This is a genomic window from Flavobacterium sp. FlaQc-28, assembly GCF_044007415.1.
Taxonomy (GTDB): Bacteria; Bacteroidota; Bacteroidia; order Flavobacteriales; family Flavobacteriaceae; genus Flavobacterium.
The window spans coordinates 918,417-941,002 of record NZ_JBIPCM010000001.1 but is presented as its reverse complement, the minus strand read 5'-3'; the positions used below and the strand labels follow the sequence as shown (position 1 = coordinate 941,002).

General features: G+C 33.1%; 19 protein-coding genes. 7 read left to right on the top strand and 12 right to left on the bottom strand.

The features are described from left to right. Positions 1–211: 211 nt before the first annotated feature. The 9 genes from ACHRVL_RS04130 to ACHRVL_RS04090 all read right to left on the bottom strand — a co-directional run bounded on the left by ACHRVL_RS04130 (position 212) and on the right by ACHRVL_RS04090 (position 10,898). Positions 212–1,147 carry a hypothetical protein gene (locus ACHRVL_RS04130; RefSeq protein ID WP_395410555.1) on the bottom strand — a complete coding sequence of 312 codons (936 nt, stop codon included), beginning with the start codon at positions 1,145–1,147 and terminating at the stop codon, positions 212–214. A gap of 4 nt (positions 1,148–1,151) precedes the next feature. Continuing rightward, complete coding sequence (locus tag ACHRVL_RS04125; protein WP_395410553.1) at positions 1,152–2,186, bottom strand: cell wall anchor protein; 1,035 nt, start codon at positions 2,184–2,186, stop codon at positions 1,152–1,154. Then, positions 2,183–3,169, bottom strand: a complete 987-nt coding sequence (locus tag ACHRVL_RS04120; protein ID WP_395410551.1) for a hypothetical protein — start codon at positions 3,167–3,169, stop codon at positions 2,183–2,185. Before ACHRVL_RS04120 ends, ACHRVL_RS04125 begins: the two co-directional genes overlap by 4 nt. Before the next feature lie 64 nt (positions 3,170–3,233). After that, positions 3,234–4,199 (bottom strand): hypothetical protein, encoded by a 966-nt coding sequence (locus ACHRVL_RS04115; RefSeq protein WP_395410549.1) that lies wholly within the window; start codon positions 4,197–4,199, stop codon positions 3,234–3,236. Between the two features lie 4 nt (positions 4,200–4,203). After that, the gene (locus ACHRVL_RS04110) at positions 4,204–4,959 is read right to left on the bottom strand and encodes a hypothetical protein (RefSeq protein WP_395410548.1); all 756 of its coding nucleotides are present in this window, start codon (positions 4,957–4,959) and stop codon (positions 4,204–4,206) included. After that, positions 4,959–5,870: a hypothetical protein gene (locus ACHRVL_RS04105; protein ID WP_395410546.1), complete on the bottom strand. Its 912-nt coding sequence runs from the start codon at positions 5,868–5,870 to the stop codon at positions 4,959–4,961. Before ACHRVL_RS04105 ends, ACHRVL_RS04110 begins: the two co-directional genes overlap by 1 nt. A 738-nt stretch (positions 5,871–6,608) precedes the next feature. Continuing rightward, positions 6,609–8,459 (bottom strand): glutamine--fructose-6-phosphate transaminase (isomerizing), encoded by a 1,851-nt coding sequence (glmS, locus tag ACHRVL_RS04100; RefSeq protein WP_395410544.1) that lies wholly within the window; start codon positions 8,457–8,459, stop codon positions 6,609–6,611. Between the two features lie 9 nt (positions 8,460–8,468). Continuing rightward, a complete protein-coding gene (locus ACHRVL_RS04095; protein ID WP_395410542.1) occupies positions 8,469–10,070 on the bottom strand; it encodes a DUF4270 domain-containing protein in 1,602 nt (533 codons plus the stop codon). Positions 10,071–10,091: 21 nt separating this feature from the next. Beyond that, the gene (locus ACHRVL_RS04090; RefSeq protein ID WP_089053369.1) at positions 10,092–10,898 is read right to left on the bottom strand and encodes a glycogen/starch synthase; all 807 of its coding nucleotides are present in this window, start codon (positions 10,896–10,898) and stop codon (positions 10,092–10,094) included. A 79-nt stretch (positions 10,899–10,977) separates the two neighbouring features. On the opposite strand from ACHRVL_RS04090, the gene panC reads away from it, so the two are divergent. The 6 genes from panC (at position 10,978) to ACHRVL_RS04060 (ending at position 17,345) form a co-directional block, all read left to right on the top strand. Continuing rightward, a complete protein-coding gene (panC, locus tag ACHRVL_RS04085) occupies positions 10,978–11,856 on the top strand; it encodes a pantoate--beta-alanine ligase (RefSeq protein ID WP_395410540.1) in 879 nt (292 codons plus the stop codon). Between the two features lie 14 nt (positions 11,857–11,870). Then, a complete protein-coding gene (panD, locus tag ACHRVL_RS04080) occupies positions 11,871–12,221 on the top strand; it encodes an aspartate 1-decarboxylase (RefSeq protein WP_017495920.1) in 351 nt (116 codons plus the stop codon). Positions 12,222–12,428: 207 nt separating this feature from the next. Further along, the gene (locus tag ACHRVL_RS04075; protein WP_395410538.1) at positions 12,429–13,583 is read left to right on the top strand and encodes an alpha/beta hydrolase; all 1,155 of its coding nucleotides are present in this window, start codon (positions 12,429–12,431) and stop codon (positions 13,581–13,583) included. Further along, a complete protein-coding gene (gene radA, locus ACHRVL_RS04070; protein ID WP_395410536.1) occupies positions 13,583–14,944 on the top strand; it encodes a DNA repair protein RadA in 1,362 nt (453 codons plus the stop codon). The genes ACHRVL_RS04075 and radA overlap by 1 nt, the downstream gene beginning before the upstream one ends. Positions 14,945–14,964: 20 nt before the next feature. Further along, positions 14,965–16,929 carry a transglycosylase domain-containing protein gene (locus ACHRVL_RS04065; protein ID WP_395410535.1) on the top strand — a complete coding sequence of 655 codons (1,965 nt, stop codon included), beginning with the start codon at positions 14,965–14,967 and terminating at the stop codon, positions 16,927–16,929. 2 nt (positions 16,930–16,931) lie between these two features. Next, positions 16,932–17,345, top strand: coding sequence for an RDD family protein (locus tag ACHRVL_RS04060; protein WP_395410533.1), 414 nt, complete (start codon positions 16,932–16,934; stop codon positions 17,343–17,345). A 97-nt stretch (positions 17,346–17,442) separates the two neighbouring features. Here ACHRVL_RS04060 and ACHRVL_RS04055 read toward each other — a convergent pair whose 3' ends face one another. From ACHRVL_RS04055 to ACHRVL_RS04045, 3 genes are all read right to left on the bottom strand, one after another. Next, positions 17,443–18,480, bottom strand: coding sequence for an aldo/keto reductase (locus ACHRVL_RS04055; RefSeq protein ID WP_395410531.1), 1,038 nt, complete (start codon positions 18,478–18,480; stop codon positions 17,443–17,445). 234 nt (positions 18,481–18,714) lie between these two features. Beyond that, on the bottom strand, positions 18,715–19,659 hold the full coding sequence (locus ACHRVL_RS04050) for an OmpA family protein (protein WP_395410528.1): 945 nt from the start codon (positions 19,657–19,659) through the stop codon (positions 18,715–18,717). Between the two features lie 158 nt (positions 19,660–19,817). After that, a complete protein-coding gene (locus tag ACHRVL_RS04045; RefSeq protein ID WP_395410525.1) occupies positions 19,818–20,579 on the bottom strand; it encodes an exodeoxyribonuclease III in 762 nt (253 codons plus the stop codon). A gap of 120 nt (positions 20,580–20,699) precedes the next feature. Between ACHRVL_RS04045 and ACHRVL_RS04040 the strand changes: the two genes are divergently transcribed. Next, positions 20,700–22,502, top strand: coding sequence for a lysophospholipid acyltransferase family protein (locus ACHRVL_RS04040; RefSeq protein ID WP_129023717.1), 1,803 nt, complete (start codon positions 20,700–20,702; stop codon positions 22,500–22,502). Positions 22,503–22,586: the final 84 nt, after the last annotated feature.

The window sequence follows — 22,586 nt, the reverse complement described above, 5'->3', positions numbered from 1 at the left end:
ATTTATGCAATATTTTAACTATTTGCTAATTGAATTTATTAGAATAAAAACAAAGAAAACCTAAAGAAAAACTAATTTACTATGCATACATATTAATTTTTATCAAAAAATTGAAAAATTCACAAAAATACATACACTCAAAAAAAAATCTGACAATAAAAAAAAGCGAGACCTAAATCTCGCTTTTTTAACATTATTGATATTTTAAACTTTATTTAGAATCTGATTCCACTTTTTCTAATCTATTTTTTAAATCAATGATTTGCTTGTTTTGCTCAATCATATATAAAGTCATTTCCTCGATTTTTTGCAACAACTTTGCATTCATTTCACCTAGATTAATTCCGTTCTTTAAAACTTCGTCTTCACTTGGAATATTTTCTAAATGTCCTTTTTCAGCAATATGTTTTTCTACTTGTTCAAGCGTTGGCAAATTATACTCTTTTTTGAAAACAAAATCTGACCAGCCATTCATGTCGACTTTTACTTCTTTAGAATGGATTGTTCCATTTACATCTAGTTTATTTGTTGGAATTTTGACACCAATACCAACATTCCCATTTGACTTTATAGTCAATTTTACATCACTTGGAACTCCCGAAAATGTCGATGAGGATTTAAAAACTAAATCTCCATATTCATATCCATCAGAAGAGACAATCCAATTTCGCGAATCATTTTGACTATTTGTAGCTGAATTAAACCTTAATCCTCCTCCATCAGTCTCACTATTTATATTTACGACTCCATTAACGTCTAACTTAAATAATGGGTTTGATGTTCCAATACCAACATTACCATTGTCCATTAAGGTAAAACGATTAGAACATAACCCTCCACCTGCACAACCAAGATTGTCATAAGCCCAAAATTGCAAACTATTACCATAACCACCCGTCATGTTGAAAATATGCCAATTTTTTGCTATACCATTGGTTGTCTTTGATTGATTTTGTATAATTATTTCACCTCCAATATCTCCAGAAACAGAGCTAATGATTGCTCCTTCAAAAACACCATTCCCTCTCACGTCTAAAAGCTGAATTGGACTTGAAGTTCCTATACCAACACCTCCTACAGATGGAAAAGTATTCTGAGCAAAATTAATTTGCGAAATAAACAATGCAATCAATATTATTCTTTTCATAATGTTATCTATTTTCAAGATTCAAAATTCTATTTTCTAATTGTACTTGATTTTTCTTCATTAAATCGTTTTCATTTTTAATCTCTAGATTCTCTTTTTTCATTTCAATCATATACAAAGTCAACTCCTCAATTTTCTGCAATAACTTTGCATTCATTTCACCCAAATCAATTCCATTTTCTAAAACCTCTTTTTCACATGGAATATTTTCCAAATGACCTTTTTCAACAATGTGTTTTTCTACTTGTTCAAGCGTTGGCAAATTATACTCTTTTTTGAAAACAAAATCTGACCAGCCATTCATGTCTACTTTTACTTCTTTGGAATGGATTGTGCCGTTTACGTCTAGTTTATTTAAAGGATTTAAAACTCCAATACCAACATTACCACTTAAATTTACAACCATTTTTGCTGTATATTTTAATTCATCCGCAGAATTACATGCATCTGCCGTTTCAATCAACAAACCATTAACTCCTGTGTCTGTCCCAGAATAAAGCCTCACACCATATGATTGTGTTTGGTTTGTGTGAGTAATCATTTCCAATCCAGTTCGTCCATTTCCGTACTGACCTAATTTTACTTCTTCAAAATTATATACCCCCGGAATAGAAAGCTTAAAAATTCCTCCATTATTATATTCCCCTATTTGCAGTTTATACCTTGGATTATCTACTCCAATTCCAACATTACCATCAATATTTGTCATTAATAATTGCTGCCACTTTCCCCATTGAGAATCTAATGGATAAGCATTTCTATAGAATATTCCTCCATTATTAAAATTCAATTGATGATTAGCTCCTCCAGAGTTATCAGTATCTTCCCATTGCGCGATCGTTAAATTAGTTGAATACATACCACCTCCAGGCACACCTATTATGCTTCGGTCTTTAAAATCTGCTCTAATCGAATGTTCAATAAAGTTAGGAGCATCATTAACTGATCGTGTATCAGAAATCAATAGTGCCCCCGCCACTTGAGCATTAGAAATCAAAGTATATATAAATACTCCAAAAATTAAAGTAATCTTTTTCATTTTTGTTTACTATTAATCAATTCTGAAATTATTTTCTGAAATTCAATTTGATTATCTCTTAAAAGATTATTCTCTTTTTTCATTTCTATCATATACAAAGTTAACTCCTCAATTTTCTGCAAAAGTTTAGCATTCATTTCTCCCAGATTAATTCCATCTTTTAAAACTTCTTTTTCACTTGGAATATTTTCTAAATGTCCTTTTTCAACAATATGTTTTTCAACTTGTTCTAGAGTTGGTAAATTATACTCTTTTTTAAATACAAAATCTGACCAGCCATTCATGTCGACTTTTACTTCTTTTGAGTGAATTGTACCGTTTACATCTAGTTTGTTTTTTGGGTTTAGCTCTCCTATACCAACATTACCAAAGTTATTGATACGTATTCTCTCAATACCAGAAGTGTAGAATCTAACGTTGCTAGCCGCATTGAGAAACAATTCGCCAATAGCCGCATTAATTGCAAAATCATTAACTGTACCACCACCTGATGCACTGCCATTTGCATCACCCATATAACAGAATGGCGCACCATCAGTTTGGCGTAAGAATACACCATAATTGTTTGCAGGTATTGTACTTCTAAAATTGAAAAAGGTCCCAGAACTTATCGCTATTAATTTATCAGTGGTATAAATAGTCCCGTTTACTTGTAACTTATGTCCGCTATCATTTTCAGCAATAGTACCTATACCTACATTACCACTACTAAAAACTGTTAGTTTTGGGTTTTCAAAATTCCCTTTACTTACTATCCAAGAACTAGTATGTAAAGCTCCAAAATACCAATTATCTGTTCCGTTTAACATTTTTGTTTGAATTCCAGCTACAAACCCACCTTCATCAGTGTTTCTTTGTAGTATTAATTTTGGGGAATAATTTCTTATGGTTACATCTCCGCTTGTAGGATATTGATTTGTCTGGGCAATGGCAAAATTTGTAACAAATAGTAAAATAATTATTTCTGTGAATATTTTTTTCATTTGGTCTAAATTAGGAATTGGATATTAATAATATGTAAACTATTGTTTATGGATCCAAAAAAAATTAAATTTTACTAACCTTCTTTAACTTTTTTATTTCTTCTTCCTGAATTTTGTTTTTTATTTTCAATTCATTCATCTCTTTTTTGAAATCAATCATATAAAGAGTCATTTCTTCTATTTTTCGTAAAAGTTTAGCATTCATTTCACCCAAACTAATCCCGTTTTTCAAAACCTCTTTTTCACTTGGAATATTTTCTAAATGACCTTTTTCTTTAATATGTTTTTCTACTTGTTCTAGGGTTGGCAAATTATACTCTTTTTTAAATACAAAATCTGACCAGCCATTCATATCGACTTTTACTTCTTTAGAATGGATTGTTCCGTTTACGTCAAGTTTGTTTTTAGGATTTAGTTCTCCTATACCAACATTTCCACCTTTTCCGTTAAGAATTAAATTATAAAAAGCACTAGGATTATTAAAATCTTGGGGTTGAATCCATCCATAACTCTTTATATTCATTCCTAAATCTAAAACTTCACCTGCTCCATTTATCGAAGATTGTAATCTTAATATAGCTGTAGAATTCTGTCCATTTGTTAAACCTCCTTGGTCCACTACTGTTTGATCTCCAACAATTGTTAGTTTTTGTTTTGGAGCCGTAGTTCCAATTCCAACATTTCCATTTGATTGAAAAGTCATCTTTATTGAATTTTTAATTCCATTATCAAAATCTCCGAATGAAAGGTGTAATTTTCCTTCAGTTAAATTATTTGGCACCCAAGTAAAGCCTGAGTTTTGAATTCCAGAACCTCCAAAGCATAAACTTGCAGAAGACTGACCAGATATTGCGAAAGGTTCTCCGAAATAAATATGAGCAAAATTTTGATCAAGTTTTTTTATAATAGTCAAACTACTTGTTGGTGAAGTTGTTCCAATTCCTACATTATTACCATCAATGGGAAAAATACTTTGAGCAAAATTGATCTGTGCTGCAAATGCCACAAATAATAAAACACACCTTTTCATAATGCTATTTACTTTTAATTTGTTTCTCTAAATCTATTTGATTCTTTTTTATTAAATCATTCTCAAGTTTTATTCTTTCATTATCCTTTTTCATTTCAATCATATATAGCGTTAACTCCTCTATTTTCTGCAACAACTTTGCATTCATTTCACCAAGATTAATTCCATCTTTTAAAACCTCTTTCTCACTAGGAATATTTTCCAAATGTCCTTTTTCAACAATGTGTTTTTCTACTTGTTCAAGAGTTGGCAAATTATACTCTTTTTTGAAAACAAAATCTGACCAGCCATTCATGTCGACTTTTACTTCTTTGGAATGAATTGTACCATTGACGTCTAGTTTGTTTTGCGGACTTGTGGTACCTATACCTACATTACCATTTACATTTATTGCCATTTTAACACTTGAGTCTGTTGCAAAGTTTATTCCTCCATGAGCCCCTCCTGCGTGATTGTTTACAATATTAAGATCATAATAACTTCCTAAACGATGTCCAGCATTGCTGTATCCCGCATTTACTTCAAAATCACAAGTATTATGATAACCAAATCGTACTATACTACTTCCTCCAGTTCCAGTTCCAAACCTTGTAAGAGACGCAATAACTTCATTGTTATTTGTAATTAAGGAATTTGAAACTTCGAATTTAGCAGTAGGAGCTAATGTCCCGATACCAACATTCCCGTCCTCAGGAAAAATATTTTGACCAAAATTGATCTGAATAGTTAATAATGTAATGAATAAAACAAACTTCTTCATTATTTATTGATCTTTAGAGTTTTTATTATTTGATCTTGCATTTCAATTTTCTTATTCATCTCAATCATATACAAAGTCATTTCCTCAATTTTCTGCAACAACTTTGCATTCATTTCCCCAAGATTAATTCCATCTTTTAAAACCTCTTTCTCACTTGGAATATTTTCTAAATGTCCTTTTTCAGTAATATGTTTTTCTACTTGTTCTAGGGTTGGCAAATTATACTCTTTTTTGAAAACAAAATCTGACCAGCCATTCATGTCGACTTTTACTTCTTTTGAGTGAATTGCTCCATTTACATCTAATTTATTTGTCGGGCTTTTTACCCCTATGCCCACATTCCCTCCATAGGGTTGGAAAACCACATCACTTAACGTGGTAAAGGTCTTAGAGTATCCTTGAACAATGCCTACATTATCAGCAGATGTCCCTATAGCAACTCCATTGCTTAGATTATTACCACTAAAATGTGCTGCAAAAGTATCAATGATACTTTCTACTTTTAAATTATTAAGAGGATCCGCCGTAGAATTACTAAACGATGGTAAAGTAGAACAAACAATCCACCAATCTGTACCAGTTGATTTGTAAACATCAAATTCAGATTGACTCACAATTACGGAACTGTAATTAGTAAAATCATTTCCATCAAAAGTTTGATTAAAATAATTACCCTTAACAACTGCTTGTGGGTGCCAACTAGGATTAATTTTATTAGCATTATATTCAAGGCTATTTATACCATCCCATTTTATCATGTAAATAGAAAAACTTTTACCTGGATTTCTCGCAGCAACAATTGCATAACCTGTTGCCCTTGCATTCTGCATCTGTAATTCTGTTAATGATTGCGCATTTAAACTTACTATAGAAAATATAGTAATTACTAATGCATAAAATATTTTATTCATAATTTCAAATTATTTAAAAATCCTATTCTTAACTTCTTTTGTTTATTATCAGAACTTAAGCCACTCCGCAAACTCTCCTTCCTTTGCCCCTTGCTCCTGCACGAACCCTTTCGTGCGGCACATCCTATTAAATTCTCAGATATAAAATTTATAATTTCTACTCATCTTTAACCTTTTTATAAAAAAACTAGGCTTTGATGTGCATACTGCCACATGAAAGGATTCGTGCGGGAACGGGGATATAAACTTGAGCATTTACAAATAAAACTGAGGCAAATTTTAAAAGAAATACTACTTATATTTTCATAATTGTTTTATTATAGATGCTAATTTATTTTTGAGAATCACTATCTCTTCGTTCTGCTTTTCATTTTCCTCTCTCATTTCTATCATGTATAAAGCTAACTATTAAATTTTCTACAAAAGCATAGCATTCATTTCATCCAGATTATTTCCATTTTCTAAAACCTCTTTCTCACTTGAAATATTTTCTAAATGGCCTTTTTCAGTAATGTGTTTTTTCTAATTCTTCAAGAGTTAGCAAATTATACTCTTTTTTGAAAATAAAATCTTATCAGTCATTTATATTTACTTTTTTTAATTAATTATCCTGTTTTCTTCAAACATATAAATATATTTTTAATCCTACAAATTATATGTTAAAAAAACAAAAAGTAATACAAAAAAAGCGAGACCTAAATCTCGCTTTTTTAACATTTTTAATATTTTAAAATATACTTATTCTACTGTAACAGATTTTGCCAAGTTACGCGGCTGATCAACATTACAACCTCTCATAACTGCAATATAATAAGAAAGCAATTGCAATGGTATTGTAGTAATAAGCGGTGATAATGCATCTGAAGTTTCTGGAATTTCGATTACATAATCAGCCAATTCACGAACTTGTGTATCACCTTTAGTAACAACAGCAATAATTTTACCGCTTCGAGATTTAATCTCTTGAATGTTACTTACAATTTTATCGTAGTGACCTTGTTTAGGAGCAATTACAATAACCGGCATATGCTCATCGATTAAAGCAATTGGGCCGTGTTTCATTTCGGCTGCAGGATAACCTTCAGCATGGATATAAGAGATCTCCTTAAGCTTCAATGCTCCTTCTAGTGCTACTGGAAAATTATACCCTCTTCCTAAGTAAAGACAGTTTGGCGCATCTTTAAAAGCCGCAGCAATTTCTTTAGCACGATCATTAGTTTCTAAAGCTTCGCTTACCTTTTCAGGAATTAATTCTAATTCTTGCAAATAAGCATGGAAATCAGGATTTGACAAAGTTCCTTTTGCTTTTCCTAACTTCAAAGCAATCATTGTTAAAACCGTGATTTGAGTTGTAAATGCTTTCGTAGAAGCTACTCCAATTTCTGGTCCTGCATGTGTATAAGCACCCGCATGGCTTTCTCTAGAAATAGAAGAACCTACAACGTTACAAACTCCAAAAACAAAAGCGCCATTTTCTTTAGCCAGCTTAATAGCCGCCATAGTATCTGCCGTTTCTCCTGATTGAGAGATAGCAATTACAACGTCGTCTTTATTGATAATTGGGTTTCTGTATCTAAATTCAGAAGCATATTCTACCTCTACTGGAATTCTCGTAAATTCCTCAAAAATATATTCAGCCACTAAACCTGCGTGCCATGAAGTTCCGCAAGCAACGATTAAAATACGTTTTGCATTCAGGAATTTCTCTAAATTATCCTCAACACCAGCCATTTGAACAATTCCTTCATTGGCATGAAGTCTTCCTCTGTACGTATCTTTAATTACACTTGGCTGTTCGTAGATTTCTTTAAGCATGAAATGATCGTAACCCCCTTTTTCAATTTGCTCCAAATTCATTTGAAGTTCTTGAATATAAGGATCTACCAAAGAATCATCTTTAATTTTTCTGATTTTAAGAGGCTTGTGCAATCTGATATTTGCCATTTCACCATCTTCTAAATATACTGCATTTGAAGTATACTCAATAAACGGAGAAGCATCAGAAGCAATAAAATATTCTCCTTCACCTACTCCAATGGCCAATGGACTTCCTAGTCTTGCCGCAACAATTTCGTTTGGGTTCTTTTTATCAAAAACCGCTATCGCATAAGCTCCAACAACCTGATTCAAAGCCACCTGAACTGCTTTTCCAAGTTTTATATTCTCATTCTTTTGAACTTCCTCAATTAAGTTAACTAAAACTTCTGTATCAGTATCAGACTTAAAAGTATAACCTCTTTTAATCAGCTCTTCTTTTAAAGGAGCGTAATTCTCGATAATACCATTATGAATGATTACTAAATCGCCAGAATTAGAAGCATGAGGATGTGAGTTCACATCGTTTGGAACACCGTGAGTTGCCCAACGCGTATGTCCAATTCCAATATTTCCATTGATTGTAAAACCTTCTTTTGCTTTAGCTTCAAGATCTGAAACCTTACCCTTTGTTTTACAAATTTTAACTCCCGCCTCGTCATCGTATAACATAACGCCGGCACTATCATATCCTCTGTACTCAAGACGCTTTAATCCTTTTATAACAATAGGATAAGCATCTCTATGACCGATATACCCAACAATTCCACACATATATATTTATTAATTTGGTTTCGTGTAGTAAACCTCAAGCCTCAATCTTTTATCCTCTGGTACTGAAGACTTTCCTCCATATAAAATAGTTCCAAGCGGATTCATAACTGACGCTCTTGGCGCTTGAGAAATATTCTCATTCTTATTCTTTAAAAAATTCGAAGTCGAAATCGCTATACTCTCCGTTACAACCAATCCTAAATCAACATTTTTGGCTGTTTTATCTTTTATAAGATTACGGATATGTTCTGTAATTCTAATTTTATAATTTTTTCCTCGTTTATTATCATCAAGGTTAATCATGCCTCCATAAATATACTTAGCCGTTTTAGAATCTGATAATACAAGATTTCCACTTCCATCAGCAAGGTAATCTACAACTGGAACATTATTAGTTAAATCATACAAATAAACTCTTTTCGGCTCTCTAGCTCCTGTCATTTTATCTGCATCGATATTAAACACCAAATTAGCTTCGTTTACTTTCCAATTTTTAGCTCTGATTTCTTCTAGTTTTGCAGCAAAGTCATTAAGCCTAATAATAGCTAGAGAACCTTGACCACCTTTTACATAAAGCCTTTCGTCTCCTTCCGTTTTATTTATGTTTGCCGTTGTAATAGCATTTTGATAATTAGCCGACTTTACATCTTGAAGCAAATTGGCATTTGCACTAGAATTTGCAGGATTTACAATTGTCATTGTAATTGTTTTATCTTCTTTCTCTGTATCAGCATCTGTCGTACTTGCTGTTTTAGCTTTATAAGTAATTACAATTTTTCCTCCTGAGAAATCCAACAAAGCCATATTACCAGGGCTTCCATCTGCTTTTTCGACGCTAAAGTACAAACCTCTAAAATACTCCTGAAACAAATCTGGAGCAGAAAGTTTTGAAGCCGGAGCATTCAATATTTTTTGTTGAAAATAAGCGGTATCTAAATCCAAACGCATTTCTGGCGGAGTATAAGTTGTCGTTTCTTTTCCTGCCGCATCTGTCGTCTTATCCACATATTCTGCTGAACTAAAAAAGAATTGATCATTTTGCAACACGTTACTTGAATTATTCAAACGAGCACCAACTTTATATTGATTAAAAACATTGTTTTCATCTGTATAATAAAACTGTGGCAGCAAAACTCCATTGCTCACATAAGAACTGCGCATTTGAACACCAGATTCATAAACACTTAACTTAAGTTTTCCTTCTGCCGGCCCATAAATAGAATCTAAAGTATAAGTATGAGTTCCATCACTATTAGTCGTTTTCAGCTTCTTAAAATAAGGTATACTTAATCGCACACTTGTAATTACAGGCTCTTCACCAATAGTTACTGGATACGTAGTGCTTAAATCTACCTGTGTAGCAAAATTAGCTTTCGTTGTTCCAAAAACAGGATTATCATAAATACCTAATGCATTAACCGCTAAAACATTGGACTGTATAGGCGTAACCTCCTGATTAAAAGCTATAACATCATATTTTTCAGACTCAAGTCCAAAATGATCGTCACCAATTAAATCATCTCCAATTGCATTAAAATCTTTATCGCACGAATATAAAAGAACAACCGTAAGAGCTAAAAGTATTTTCTTAATAAAAGAAGTATTGTACATGTTTAATAATAAAGTTAAAATTTAAAGTCCCATTTCTTTATAGAAATTTGTATACGCTTCAGCGAATGCATCTTTCGTGGCGAAAGGTAAAAAAGGTTTTCCTGAAGATTCTATAAATTTTGTTAAACTTGGAGAAACGTTTTCTGAAGCAATAATTACAGCATCAGAATGCAATATACTAGCTTTTAAGATGTTCTCATAGTTAGGAACTTCTAGATCTGATACAGATTCATGCGGAACTCCGTCAAATTTTACTTTGTTAATCATCTCCATATCTAGATTCTCATCAAAAGACTGACCATAAACTGATGTTACAATTTTTGTTTCAGAGAATAAAGCTTCATTCTTATAATAGTGTTTCATATAGATTGGCAGCATAGATGCCAGCCAGCCATGTACATGAATAATATCAGGAACCCAGTTTAATTTTTTTACTGTTTCAACAACACCTTTAGCAAAAAATATGGCTCTTTCGTCATTATCAGGATACAAAACACCCTCTTCATCTGCAAAAGTTGCTTTGCGTTTAAAGTATTCATCATTATCGATAAAGTAAACCTGAATTCTCTCTTTAGGAATTGAAGCTACCTTAATAATCAATGGCATATCTAAATCATTCACTACCAAATTCATCCCTGAAAGTCTAATTACTTCGTGTAATTGATGTCTTCTCTCGTTGATATTTCCATATCTTGGCATGAAAATTCTTATCTGACCTCCTTGATCGTTAATCATTTTCGGAACGTCATAAGACATTAAAGAAACTTCATTTTCAGCCAAATAAGGCACGACTTCAGATGATACATATAATATCCTCTTATCTTTCATAAATAGTATTTTACTTAATTTTTGGTAATAAAAACGTTGCAAAATTACAAAAATTTATGCAGTTATTAACTAATATATTATGTTTGCACTAAATTTTAATAATACCGCCATGCATATTTTCTACGGCAAAGTAGCTCTGATAGCCTATTTAAAAACTATCAAAACCGCAAATTCAACTATCGGATTTGTACCAACAATGGGAGCTTTGCACCAAGGGCATCTGGCTTTAATGCAGCGATCGCTCAAAGAAAACGACGACACTGTTGTAAGCATTTTCGTAAATCCAACCCAATTCAACAATCCTGAAGATCTCGAAAAATACCCTCGAACTCTTGAAGAAGATGTAAAAAAAATGCGAGGATTAAGCGATAAAATAATTTTATACGCTCCTTCTGTCGACGATATTTATGAAGGACAAACCATTTCGCAGTCATTTGACTTTGACGGATTAGAGAATCAAATGGAAGGCAAGTTTAGACCTGGACATTTTAACGGAGTTGGAACCATAGTAAAACGCCTGTTCGAAATCGTCACTCCAACTAATGCTTATTTTGGAGAAAAAGATTTTCAGCAGCTGCAAATTGTTAAAAAACTAGTCGAAAAAAATGACCTGCCAGTAAACGTTATAGGATGCCCAATTTTCAGAGAAGATAATCTTCTTGCAATGAGTTCCAGAAATGAGCGACTGACTGCAGACGAAAGAAAAGAAGCGTCAATAATTTACAAAGTTCTTACTGAAGCTAAAGAAATCTTTCAAAATGGTACTCCCGAAGAAACCATCAAATTTGTCGAAGAATCTTTTAAAGAGAACAAAAGATTTGAACTCGAATATTTTGTCATTGCTGACGAATCTACATTATTATCAATCGATCATAAAATTAACGATAAAAAATACCGTGCGTTTATAGCAGTATTTGTTAATTCTATAAGGTTAATAGACACCATTTCATTTAATTAAATTACCTTTGCAACATGCAAATTCAAGTTATAAAATCAAAAATTCATCGAGTTAAAGTAACTGGAGCCGATTTAAATTACATTGGCAGTATTACTATTGATGAAACTTTACTAGAAGCTTCAAACATCATTGAAGGTGAAAAAGTAGCTATCGTTAACATTAATAATGGAGAACGTTTTGAAACTTATGCCATTAAAGGAGAAAAAAATTCAGGCGAAATTACACTGAATGGTCCAGCAGCTAGAAAAGTTCAAAAAGATGATATCATTATCATTATTTCATATGCAACCCTAGAATTTGAAGAAGCAAAAACCTTCAAACCATGGATTATTTTCCCTAATGAAAATGACAATTCACTAACTTAGGTTTCAACCTCAAATTATATCTTATTATACTATTTGTCAAAAATTTATTTTGAACGAATACGACTGCTTTTGCCCAAACCCAAACAAACGCAAAAGCACAAAGACTATTGCTTTTTTTTAAAATCCCAAATTAATAACAGAGCAAATAAAGTATTATATTGCCACACTATTTTCAATACTTTTTAATTCACTGAAATGCCACAAATCATGAAAAAAGTTTACCTACTAATTGCATTTATTTCCATTTCTGTTTTTTCGCAGAAAAAATTCGACAACATTCAATCCCTAAAACTTGGAGAAGAAAGAAGGATAACAATTGGACTTCCGGCTTCATACGAAGCTAAGCCTGACAAAAAATATCCAGTTTTATACCTTTTAGACGGTGATTATTTGTTCGATCCTTTTTCTGGAGCTGTAAGTTATGGTACGTATTGGGATGATATTCCCGAAATGATCATAATCGGGATTCATCAAAACAAAGACGGCGAACGTTATGACGACACAACAATTGATCAAAACGAGGGTCTGCCTTTTGAAAAAGGAGCAAAATTTTTTGAATTTATAGGAGCAGAATTAGTTCCTTATATTGAAAAAAAATACAGAACCTCGCCTTTTAGAATTATTGCAGGACATGATGTAACGGCGAGTTTTGCCAATTTTTATTTATATAAAGAAAACCCGCTTTTCAGTGCGTATATTTGTCTAAGTCCAGAATTGGCTCCAAAAATGGAAGTACGTATTGCAGAAAAGTTTGCCAAAATACAAAAACCAATATTCTACTATCTTTCTGCGGGAGAAGGTGACATAAAAAAAATTAAAGAACCAATAGAAAAATTAGACAACAATATTAAAATCGCAAATAATCCGTTAGTGAATTATAAATACGAGTTATTTAAAAATGCCACTCACTATACCGAAGTTTTGCATTCGATTCCGAGTGCTCTATATCAGATTTTTGAAGTATACAGACCGATAAATTCTGCAGAATATGCTAACAAAATAGCTGTGTTGGAAACGGGTTATGCAGATTATTTAGAAAAAAAATACAATACAATGTCTGAAGTTTTAGGCGTTCAAATTCCAGTTCGAATTAGCGACTTCAAAGTAATTGAAAATATAATCTTGAAAAAGAACGCATACGACGAACTAGGAAAGATGGCCGAAATTGGAAATGTAAATTATCCAAAAGCAATGCTGGGAGAATACGAACTAGGGTTAATGTACGAAAAAATGGGCGATGCAAAACATGCCTCAAAAAAATATCAAAATGCTTCTCAAATGGAACCTATCGGCGATTTGAACAAAGATTTAATGTATGAGAAGATGGACGAAATGAATGCACTTACTAAAAAAAGTAAATAATGTCAAAAGTTAAAACTTCCTTTTTCTGCCAAAATTGCGGCACCCAATATTCAAAATGGCAAGGCCAATGCAATGCGTGCAAAGAATGGAATACTATTGCCGAAGAAATCATTCAGAAACAGGAAAAAGTCGCCTGGAAAAGCGAACCAACTTCAACGGGCAAAGCGCCGAGACCTTTAAAAATAAACGAAATCGACTCGGCTCAGGAAATTCGCATGAACACTACTGATGGCGAATTAAATCGTGTTTTGGGTGGCGGAATCGTTCCTGGTTCTTTAACTCTTTTGGGCGGCGAGCCGGGAATAGGAAAAAGTACACTTTTACTTCAAATTTCACTAAAATTACCATATAAAACTTTATATGTTTCTGGAGAAGAAAGTCAGAAACAAATAAAAATGCGCGCCGAAAGGATAACACCAAACAGTGATAACTGTTATATCCTTACGGAAACAAAAACGCAGAATATCTTTAAACAAATTGAAGCGATTCAGCCAGAAATTGTAATCATCGATTCGATTCAGACTTTACACACCGATTATATCGAATCAACAGCGGGAAGTATTTCTCAAATTAGAGAAACCACTGCAGAATTGATCAAATTTGCTAAAGAAACCAACACTCCAGTTATTTTAATTGGACACATTACAAAAGACGGAAATATTGCCGGACCAAAAATTCTGGAACACATGGTGGATACCGTTCTTCAATTTGAAGGCGACAGAAATCACGTTTACCGAATTTTGCGTTCGCTTAAAAACCGTTTTGGTTCTACTGCCGAACTAGGAATTTATGAAATGCTGGGAAGCGGTTTGCGAGAAGTCAGCAATCCGTCAGAAATACTGATTTCACACAAAGATGAAGAATTATCAGGAACTGCAATTGCCACAACACTTGAAGGAATGCGTCCGTTAATGATCGAAATTCAATCTCTTGTAAGCACCGCAGTTTACGGAACTCCGCAAAGAAGCACAACAGGCTATAATGCTAAAAGACTAAATATGATTTTGGCTGTTTTAGAAAAAAGAGCTGGGTTTCGTTTAGGTGCAAAAGATGTTTTCTTAAATGTAACCGGCGGAATTTCTGTTGATGATCCTGCAATTGATCTTGCTGTTGTTGCTGCAATTTTATCTTCAAACGAAGATATTCCGGTTGGAAAGGGTTTTTGTTTTGCCGGCGAAGTTGGACTTTCAGGAGAAATTCGTCCCGTAAATCGTGTTGATCAGCGTATTCAGGAAGCCGAAAAACTAGGTTTTGATACTATTTTTGTCTCTAAATACAATAAAATTGCTTTAAAAAACACTGGAATTAAAATTGAACTTGTTGCTAAAATTGAAGATGTTGCCAGTATTCTCTTTGGTTGATTTCCGATAAAAATACCACTATGAATTTTCCAAAACAAAAAATATACAAAGCTCTAAAAATACTAGCCGTTATATTGGTTTTGCTTTGCATCGGATTGTACTTTTTTCGCAACTCGCTTCTAAAACAAGCGGTCGCCAAAGTTACCCACAAAATGGCTGTTGATTACAACAGTGATTTTTCTATAAAAGAAGCCTCTTTCAGCGGATTGTCCAGCATAAAACTAACGGATGTTGTCTTGGTTCCAAAAAACGCAGACACACTTTTAAAAATCAAAAACATCGAAACCAGCGTAAGTCTGAGTAATTTATTAATCGGAGATGTTCAAGTTGGCACCTTAAAAGTTAACAACGGCTACATTCAATTAGTTAAAAAAGGAAAGATTCGAAATTTTGATGCTTTTCTAAAAAGAAATCGTGACGATTCTGAGAAAAACGAAAAACGCAAATACGGTACTTTTGCTTATCGCATTATTTCAAAACTGCTAAATCTAGTTCCAACAGATATGAATTTGGAAAACTTCCAATTCAAGATTGATGACAACGGAAAAAAAACAGCTGTTGCCATTAACAAACTGGTTTTAAACAACAAACAGCTCGAAACCAATATTCATGTTCAAAGCAAAGATTTTGATCAACGTTGGAACTTAAAAGGTTTTGCTGATCCAAGAAATCAAAAGGCCGACATTCGTTTCTTTAATTTAGATACTGGAGCCATTCGCGTTCCTTATCTTGATGAACGCTACAATTTAAAAGCAAGCTTTGATTCGATCCGTTTAAATGTTCAAAACATTGACAAAAGCGGCAGCAAATTGCACATTGACGGCTTTACTTCTATCGTTAATCTGAAAATTAACCATCCAAAAATTGCCAGCAAAGATGTTATCATAAAAAATGCTCGTTTTGATTACCGATTTTTACTGGGCGATGATTTTATCTCAATTGACAGCACCTCGTCAATGCAGCTGAATAAGATTAAAGTAAAACCATACGTCTCTTACAGCACAGAAAAAGATACCGTTTATACTTTGAAGGTGAATATTCCAAAAATGAAAGCGCAAGATTTTATTGTATCGCTTCCTGATGGTTTATTTACGCATTTTCAGGGCATGCAGGCAACTGGAAATTTCGATTATAAACTCGATTTCAAATTCAACAAAAACAAACCCAATACGCTTGTTTTTGACAGTAAACTAAACAAAGAAGATTTACGAATTACTAAATATGGCGAAGCCGATTTAAATAAACTAAACGGTGAATTTGTATATCGTGCGATTATTCAAAATGTCTTGCAGCGTCCCGTTTTAGTTGGAAATGCAAATCCGAATTACACACCTTTAGATCAAATTTCGCCTTATTTACGAAAATGCGTTTTAACAACGGAGGATCCTTCTTTTTTCTCGCATCGCGGTTTTATAAATGAAGCTTTCAAACAGTCTATTCTTAAAAACATTAGAACTAAAAAGTTCTCACGCGGTGCCAGCACAATAAGCATGCAGCTGATTAAAAACGTATTCTTAACAAGAGAAAAAACGCTTTCGCGAAAACTTGAAGAAATCCTTTTGGTTTATATTCTAGAAAATAACCGAATAGTGAGTAAGGAAAGAATGCTGGAAGTTTATTTCAATATTATTGAATGGGGACCAAATGTATACGGAATTGGCGAAGCAAGTCATTTTTATTTCCAAAAAAGTCCTTCAGCTTTAAGCGTAGATGAATGCTTGTATTTAGCAACGATTATTCCGAAACCAAGAAAATTCATGTATCAATTTAATGACGAAGGAAACCTGAAAGATTTTGCCATTAAAAACCAGAAATTTTTAAAGAATTTAATGTTTCGCCGAGGTTTGTTAGTTCCAGAAGATACCCTTGGGCAATTACCAGTTTACATTTCTGGAAATGCGCGTTCATTAATACGAATCAAAGCTCCAGATTCTACTGCAGTTCCTGCGGACTCTTTATCTATCAGCGATGAATTTGATTTGTAATTATGAAACCCACTTATTTATTTAAAAGAGTTTTTGCCTTCGGAATTGACTTTATCATTTTAGCGCTGACAGTTAAAATACTATTTCCGTATATCTCTTATAAAAACAGCAGTGGTGAGAGCTACATTAAAACGGAAATTGGTCTTTTAATTTATTATCTCTTTTTTATTCTTCAGGATGTTTTTATGAGTAAAACTATTGGAAAATATATCTTCAAGCTGCAAATGACATTTGATCATCCTATGGAAATAAAAGGATACAAAAGATATTTTAGAATAATTATTAGACGAATTTTTGATCTGCTTGAATTAGTTTGTCCTTTCCTTTATTTAATAACAATTGTTTTGACAAAGAAGAATCAAAAATTAGGCGATTTAATCGCAAAAATAGTGGTAACACAAAAACCTAATAATTAAGACAGCTGCGCTTTTAGCTGTACTTCAAAAAAAACCACAAATTATCACGGATTAATCTGTGTTAATTTGTGGTTTTGTGTTTATTACAAAATCGAAATTAAGGCGCTGGATCAGGAATTATTGCCTGAACTTGATTAATTTCGGCGATAATTTCTTTTGAAAGCACCACATCAATTGTGGCGATATTTTCTTTTAATTGTTCTAAAGTTGTTGCACCAATAATTGCACTGGTTAAAAATGGCTGCTGCAACACAAATCCCATTGCTAATTCTGTCAAAGTTAAACCATGTTTTTTAGCAATTTCTAAATACAACTTTGTCGCTTGCGTACATTGCTCACTATTGTAACGCGTGTATTGAGGAAAAAGTTTTATTCTAGAATTTGGATGCGCTTCTCCTGTTAAAAATTTACCCGTTAAAACCCCAAATGCTAAAGGCGAATAAGCCAGCAATCCAACATTTTCATGCATTGAAACTTCGACTGAATTCACTTCAAAAAGACGATTTAATAATGAATATGGATTTTGAACAGTTTTAATTCTAGGCAGATTTTGATATTTACTTTCTTCCAAAAGACGCATCATTCCCCAAGAATTCTCATTTGAAACTCCAATATGTTTAATTTTCCCTTCTTTAATCAATCCATCAAACGTTTCTAAGATTTCTCTAAAGTTATCTTTCCATTCATCTTCAAAACCTGTAAACGCGCGGTGCCCAAAATTATTAGTTTTTCTTTCCGGCCAATGCATTTGATACAAATCAATATAATCTGTCTGCAAGCGCTTTAAACTGTTTTCTAAAGCATATTTAATACTTGCAGGCGAAAAATCTAATTTCTCACGCATATATCCAAAATTCGGATTTGGCCCAGCTATTTTAGAAGCTAAAACAACCTTATCACGATTCCCTGATTTTTTAAACCAAGTTCCTATAATTTTTTCAGTACTTCCGTAAGTTGCTTCACTTGCTGGAACCGAATACATCTCTGCAGTATCAAAAAAGTTCACGCCTTGTTCCAGTGCATAATCCATTTGAGCATGACCTTCTGCCTCTGTATTCTGCTGACCAAAAGTCATAGTTCCAAGATTGATTTTACTAACTTTTATATCGGTATTTGGTAATGTAGTGTATTTCATTTTTTTTCTAAGGTACTAAGGTTCTAAGAAACCAAGATTCTAAGGTTTCTTTTTTCGAATAATAAGCTTCAAAGATACGATGCTATTCTTCAAATGAAAATTTCGGAATAGTTAAAAAAACTACAAGTTTTTCTGAGGTACTTAGTTAAATTCAAAGCAATAAAAAAGGCTCAAAGCAAAACTTTGAACCTTTTAAAAAATCTTAGCACCTTAGTTCCTCAGAACCTCAGCTTCTTAATTTATACTATTAAGCATCTCTGCAATCTCGTCTAATCTTGGAGTTAAAATAATTTCGATTCTGCGGTTTTTAGCTTTTCCTTCTGGAGTAGCATTACTTGCCAAAGGAGAGAATTCACTTCTTCCAGCCGCAGTCAATTTTTGTTTGTTGATTTTAGCATTTTCACTTAAAATAGCTACAATTGCAGTTGCTCTTTTAGTAGACAAATCCCAGTTGTTTGCAATTGGTCCAGAACCAGCATATGGATCATCATCTGTATGTCCTTCAATAAGAACTGAAAGATCAGGATTGTCGCCTAGAACTTTTCCTAATTCGACAACAGCTTTTCTTCCCTCTGTTCCAACAGCCCAGCTTCCTGAATTGAAAAGCAGTTTATTCTCCATAGAAACATACACTTTTCCGTTCTTTTGCTCCACTGTCAAACCTTTACCTTCAAAACCATTTAAAGCTTTCGATAAAGTTTCTTTCAGTTTGCGCATTGATTCCTCTTTAGCGGCAATCATATCTTCAAGCTCTTTTAATCGGCTTGCTGTTTTATCAAGACTTGCTTGTTCTTCAGCCAGTTTTTTTGATTTTGCTTCTAATTGCGCTAACAATTCGCGGTTTTTATTCATATTTTTCTCCAATGCATCATTGCTGTTTTTTTCAAGAGCATTGTATGAATCTTGTAAAACCTTATATTTATTTTGCGCAGCAGCTAAATCAGCTTTTTGCTTTGCCAATTCATCTTTTGTGCTGTTCAAATCTTTGGTTAAATTGTCGCGTTCTAATTCCAACTGATTCTTAGACTTTTGCAAATCGGCATTTTGATCTGCAATCGAACGGTTTTCTTTTTTAAGATCTGAATACTTTGTTTCCAAATCATTATAAATCTTTTTAGACACACAAGAAGTCAGAGACAAAGCCAAAACCACTAATCCTATCGAAGCTTTCTTAATCATTTTATTTTCTATTTTTTTATTTCAAACGTATTATTAATTCCTGATTTAAACGATAATTCGAATAAAATCTAAATGAACTTTTCCTTTAAAATAAAAGCAAAATTCAATTTATCAGAATTTCCGAACCCCATTTCTCTCAACAAGAACAGTACCAAATTTTACTCAATCTCAACTAAAACCGGACAATGATCTGAATGCATCGCATCTGGAAGAATCACAGCACGTTTTAAACGATGTTCCATCGGAGCGCTTACTAAGTTATAATCGATACGCCAGCCTTTATTATTTCCTCTCGCTCCTGCACGATAACTCCACCACGAATAGTGATGGGGATCTTTATTAAAATGACGAAAACTGTCTATAAAACCAGATTTCATAAAAGCATCCAGCCACGCACGTTCAGCAGGTAAAAATCCTGAAACTGTTTTATTACGCACTGGATCATGGATATCTATTGCTTCGTGGCAAATGTTGTAGTCACCGCAAATAATTAGATTCGGAATTGCTAATTTCAATTCGTTAATATATGTTTGAAAATCATCCATAAACATAAATTTATGGTCTAACCTTTCAATATTTGTTCCTGACGGAAGGTATAAACTCATTACCGAAACATCATCAAAATCTGCACGCAGATTACGTCCTTCAAAATCCATATGATGAATTCCTGTACCGTAAACTACATTATTGGGTTTTGTTTTGGATAAAATTGCAACACCACTATAACCTTTTTTTGTTGCAGGATAATAATATTGATAAGGATAGCCTGCGGCCGTAATATCGTCAACCGGAATTTGATCCTGCGTAGCTTTGATTTCTTGAAGGCAGATTACATCAGGATTTGCCTGTTGCAGCCATTCGATAAAACCTTTGTTAATTGCAGCACGAATTCCGTTTACATTATAAGAAATAATTTTCATCAGATTGTATTTTTAAGGATTCCAAATGTAATAAAAAAGTGGAAAGTTTGCGTTTGAATAAACGAAAAGTAGAGTTTTTTGTTATCTTTGTTGGCTGCTCTAATAATTTAAAAATAGTACATGGGTTTAGTTACCGCGAAAGAAGTTGCAAAAGCAATAAATGTTGATAAGTACGGAGTATTTGGTACTTTTTCAGGCTGGATTCTTATGAAGGTCCTTAAGATCTCTACCCTAAATAAAATTTACGACCACAATAAACACTTAGAGGATGTTGCGTTTTTAAACGGGATTTTGGATGAAATGGAAATCAAATTTGAAATTCCTGAAGAAGATTTAAAACGTTTGCCTAAAGACGGCGCTTATATTACCATCTCAAACCACCCGCTTGGAGGAATTGATGGTATTTTACTTTTGAAATTAATGCTCGAAAGAGAACCAAATTTCAAGATTATCGCTAATTTTTTATTGCACCGAATTGTTCCTCTTAAAAAATACATCATGCCTGTAAATCCTTTTGAAAATCACAAGGATGTTAAATCAAGCGTGGTCGGAATCAAAGAAACTTTACGCCACTTAAGCGACGGAAAACCTTTAGGAATATTCCCAGCCGGTGAAGTTTCGACTTATAAAGACGGAAAATTAGTAGTTGACAAACCTTGGGAAGAAGGCGCTTTAAAATTAATTAGAAAAGCCAAAGTTCCTGTTGTACCCATTTATTTTCATGCTAAAAACAGTAAATTATTCTACTGGCTTTCTAAAATTGATGATACTTTGCGTACTGCAAAATTACCTTCGGAATTACTGACACAAAAAGATCGCGTGATTAAAGTTCGTATTGGAAAACCAATTTCGGTAAACGAACAAAACGAAATCGAATCGTTTGAAGAATATTCTGAGTTCTTGAGAAAGAAAACTTATATGCTGGCTAATCCATTTGAAAAAGACACCAAATTGATTGACACTGCTAGTTTAAAAATAGCAAAAGCACCTAAAAAAATTGTTACTCCGGCGAACGAATCAAAAATGATTGACGAAGTTAATGCGTTAAGAAATAGTGATTGCCGCCTGCTGCAAAGCAAAAATTACGAAGTATTTTTTGCACGTGCAAAATCGATTCCTAATATTCTGCATGAAATAGGTCGTCTGCGTGAAATTACCTTTAGAGAAGTAGGTGAAGGAACCAACGAATCTATTGACTTAGACGAATACGACAAGTATTATCACCATATGTTTTTATGGGATGATGAAACCAAAAAAATTGCAGGTGCTTACCGCATGGGATTAGGTTCTGAGATTTATCCAAAATATGGTATCGAAGGTTTCTACTTGACAGATCTTTTTAGATTTGAACCAGAACTTCACGATATGATGCATAAATCTATTGAAATGGGACGTGCTTTTATCATTCGTGAATATCAGCAAAAACCAATGCCTTTGTTTTTGTTATGGAAAGGAATTATTCACACTACTCTTCGCCATCCTGAACACAAATATTTATTAGGCGGCGTAAGTATCAGTAATCAATTTTCTGATTTCTCTAAATCGTTGATGATCGAGTTCATGAAATCAAATTATTACGACCCTTATATTGCACAATACATTCATCCGAAGAAAGCTTATAAAGTAAAATTAAAAGATGCAGATAAAGACTTTATCTTCGACGAAGCTGAATCTGATTTAAATAAATTTGATAAAATCATTGATGAATTAGAACCAGGAAATTTACGTTTACCTGTTTTAATCAAAAAATACATCAAACAAAATGCTCGTGTTGTTGCTTTCAACGTAGATCCTTTGTTTAATAACGCTGTTGACGGCTTAATGTACATCAGAATCGCTGATATTCCAGAAAGCACTATGAAACCCGTTATTGAAGAATTTCAAATAGAATTAGAGCGTAAATTATCTGAAAAAGAAGATTAGCTGTAATCTCTCAAAACTAAAAAAATCCCATTTGTAATTACAAATGGGATTTTTTTAGTTTCAACGCTTATTTAAAAACAAATT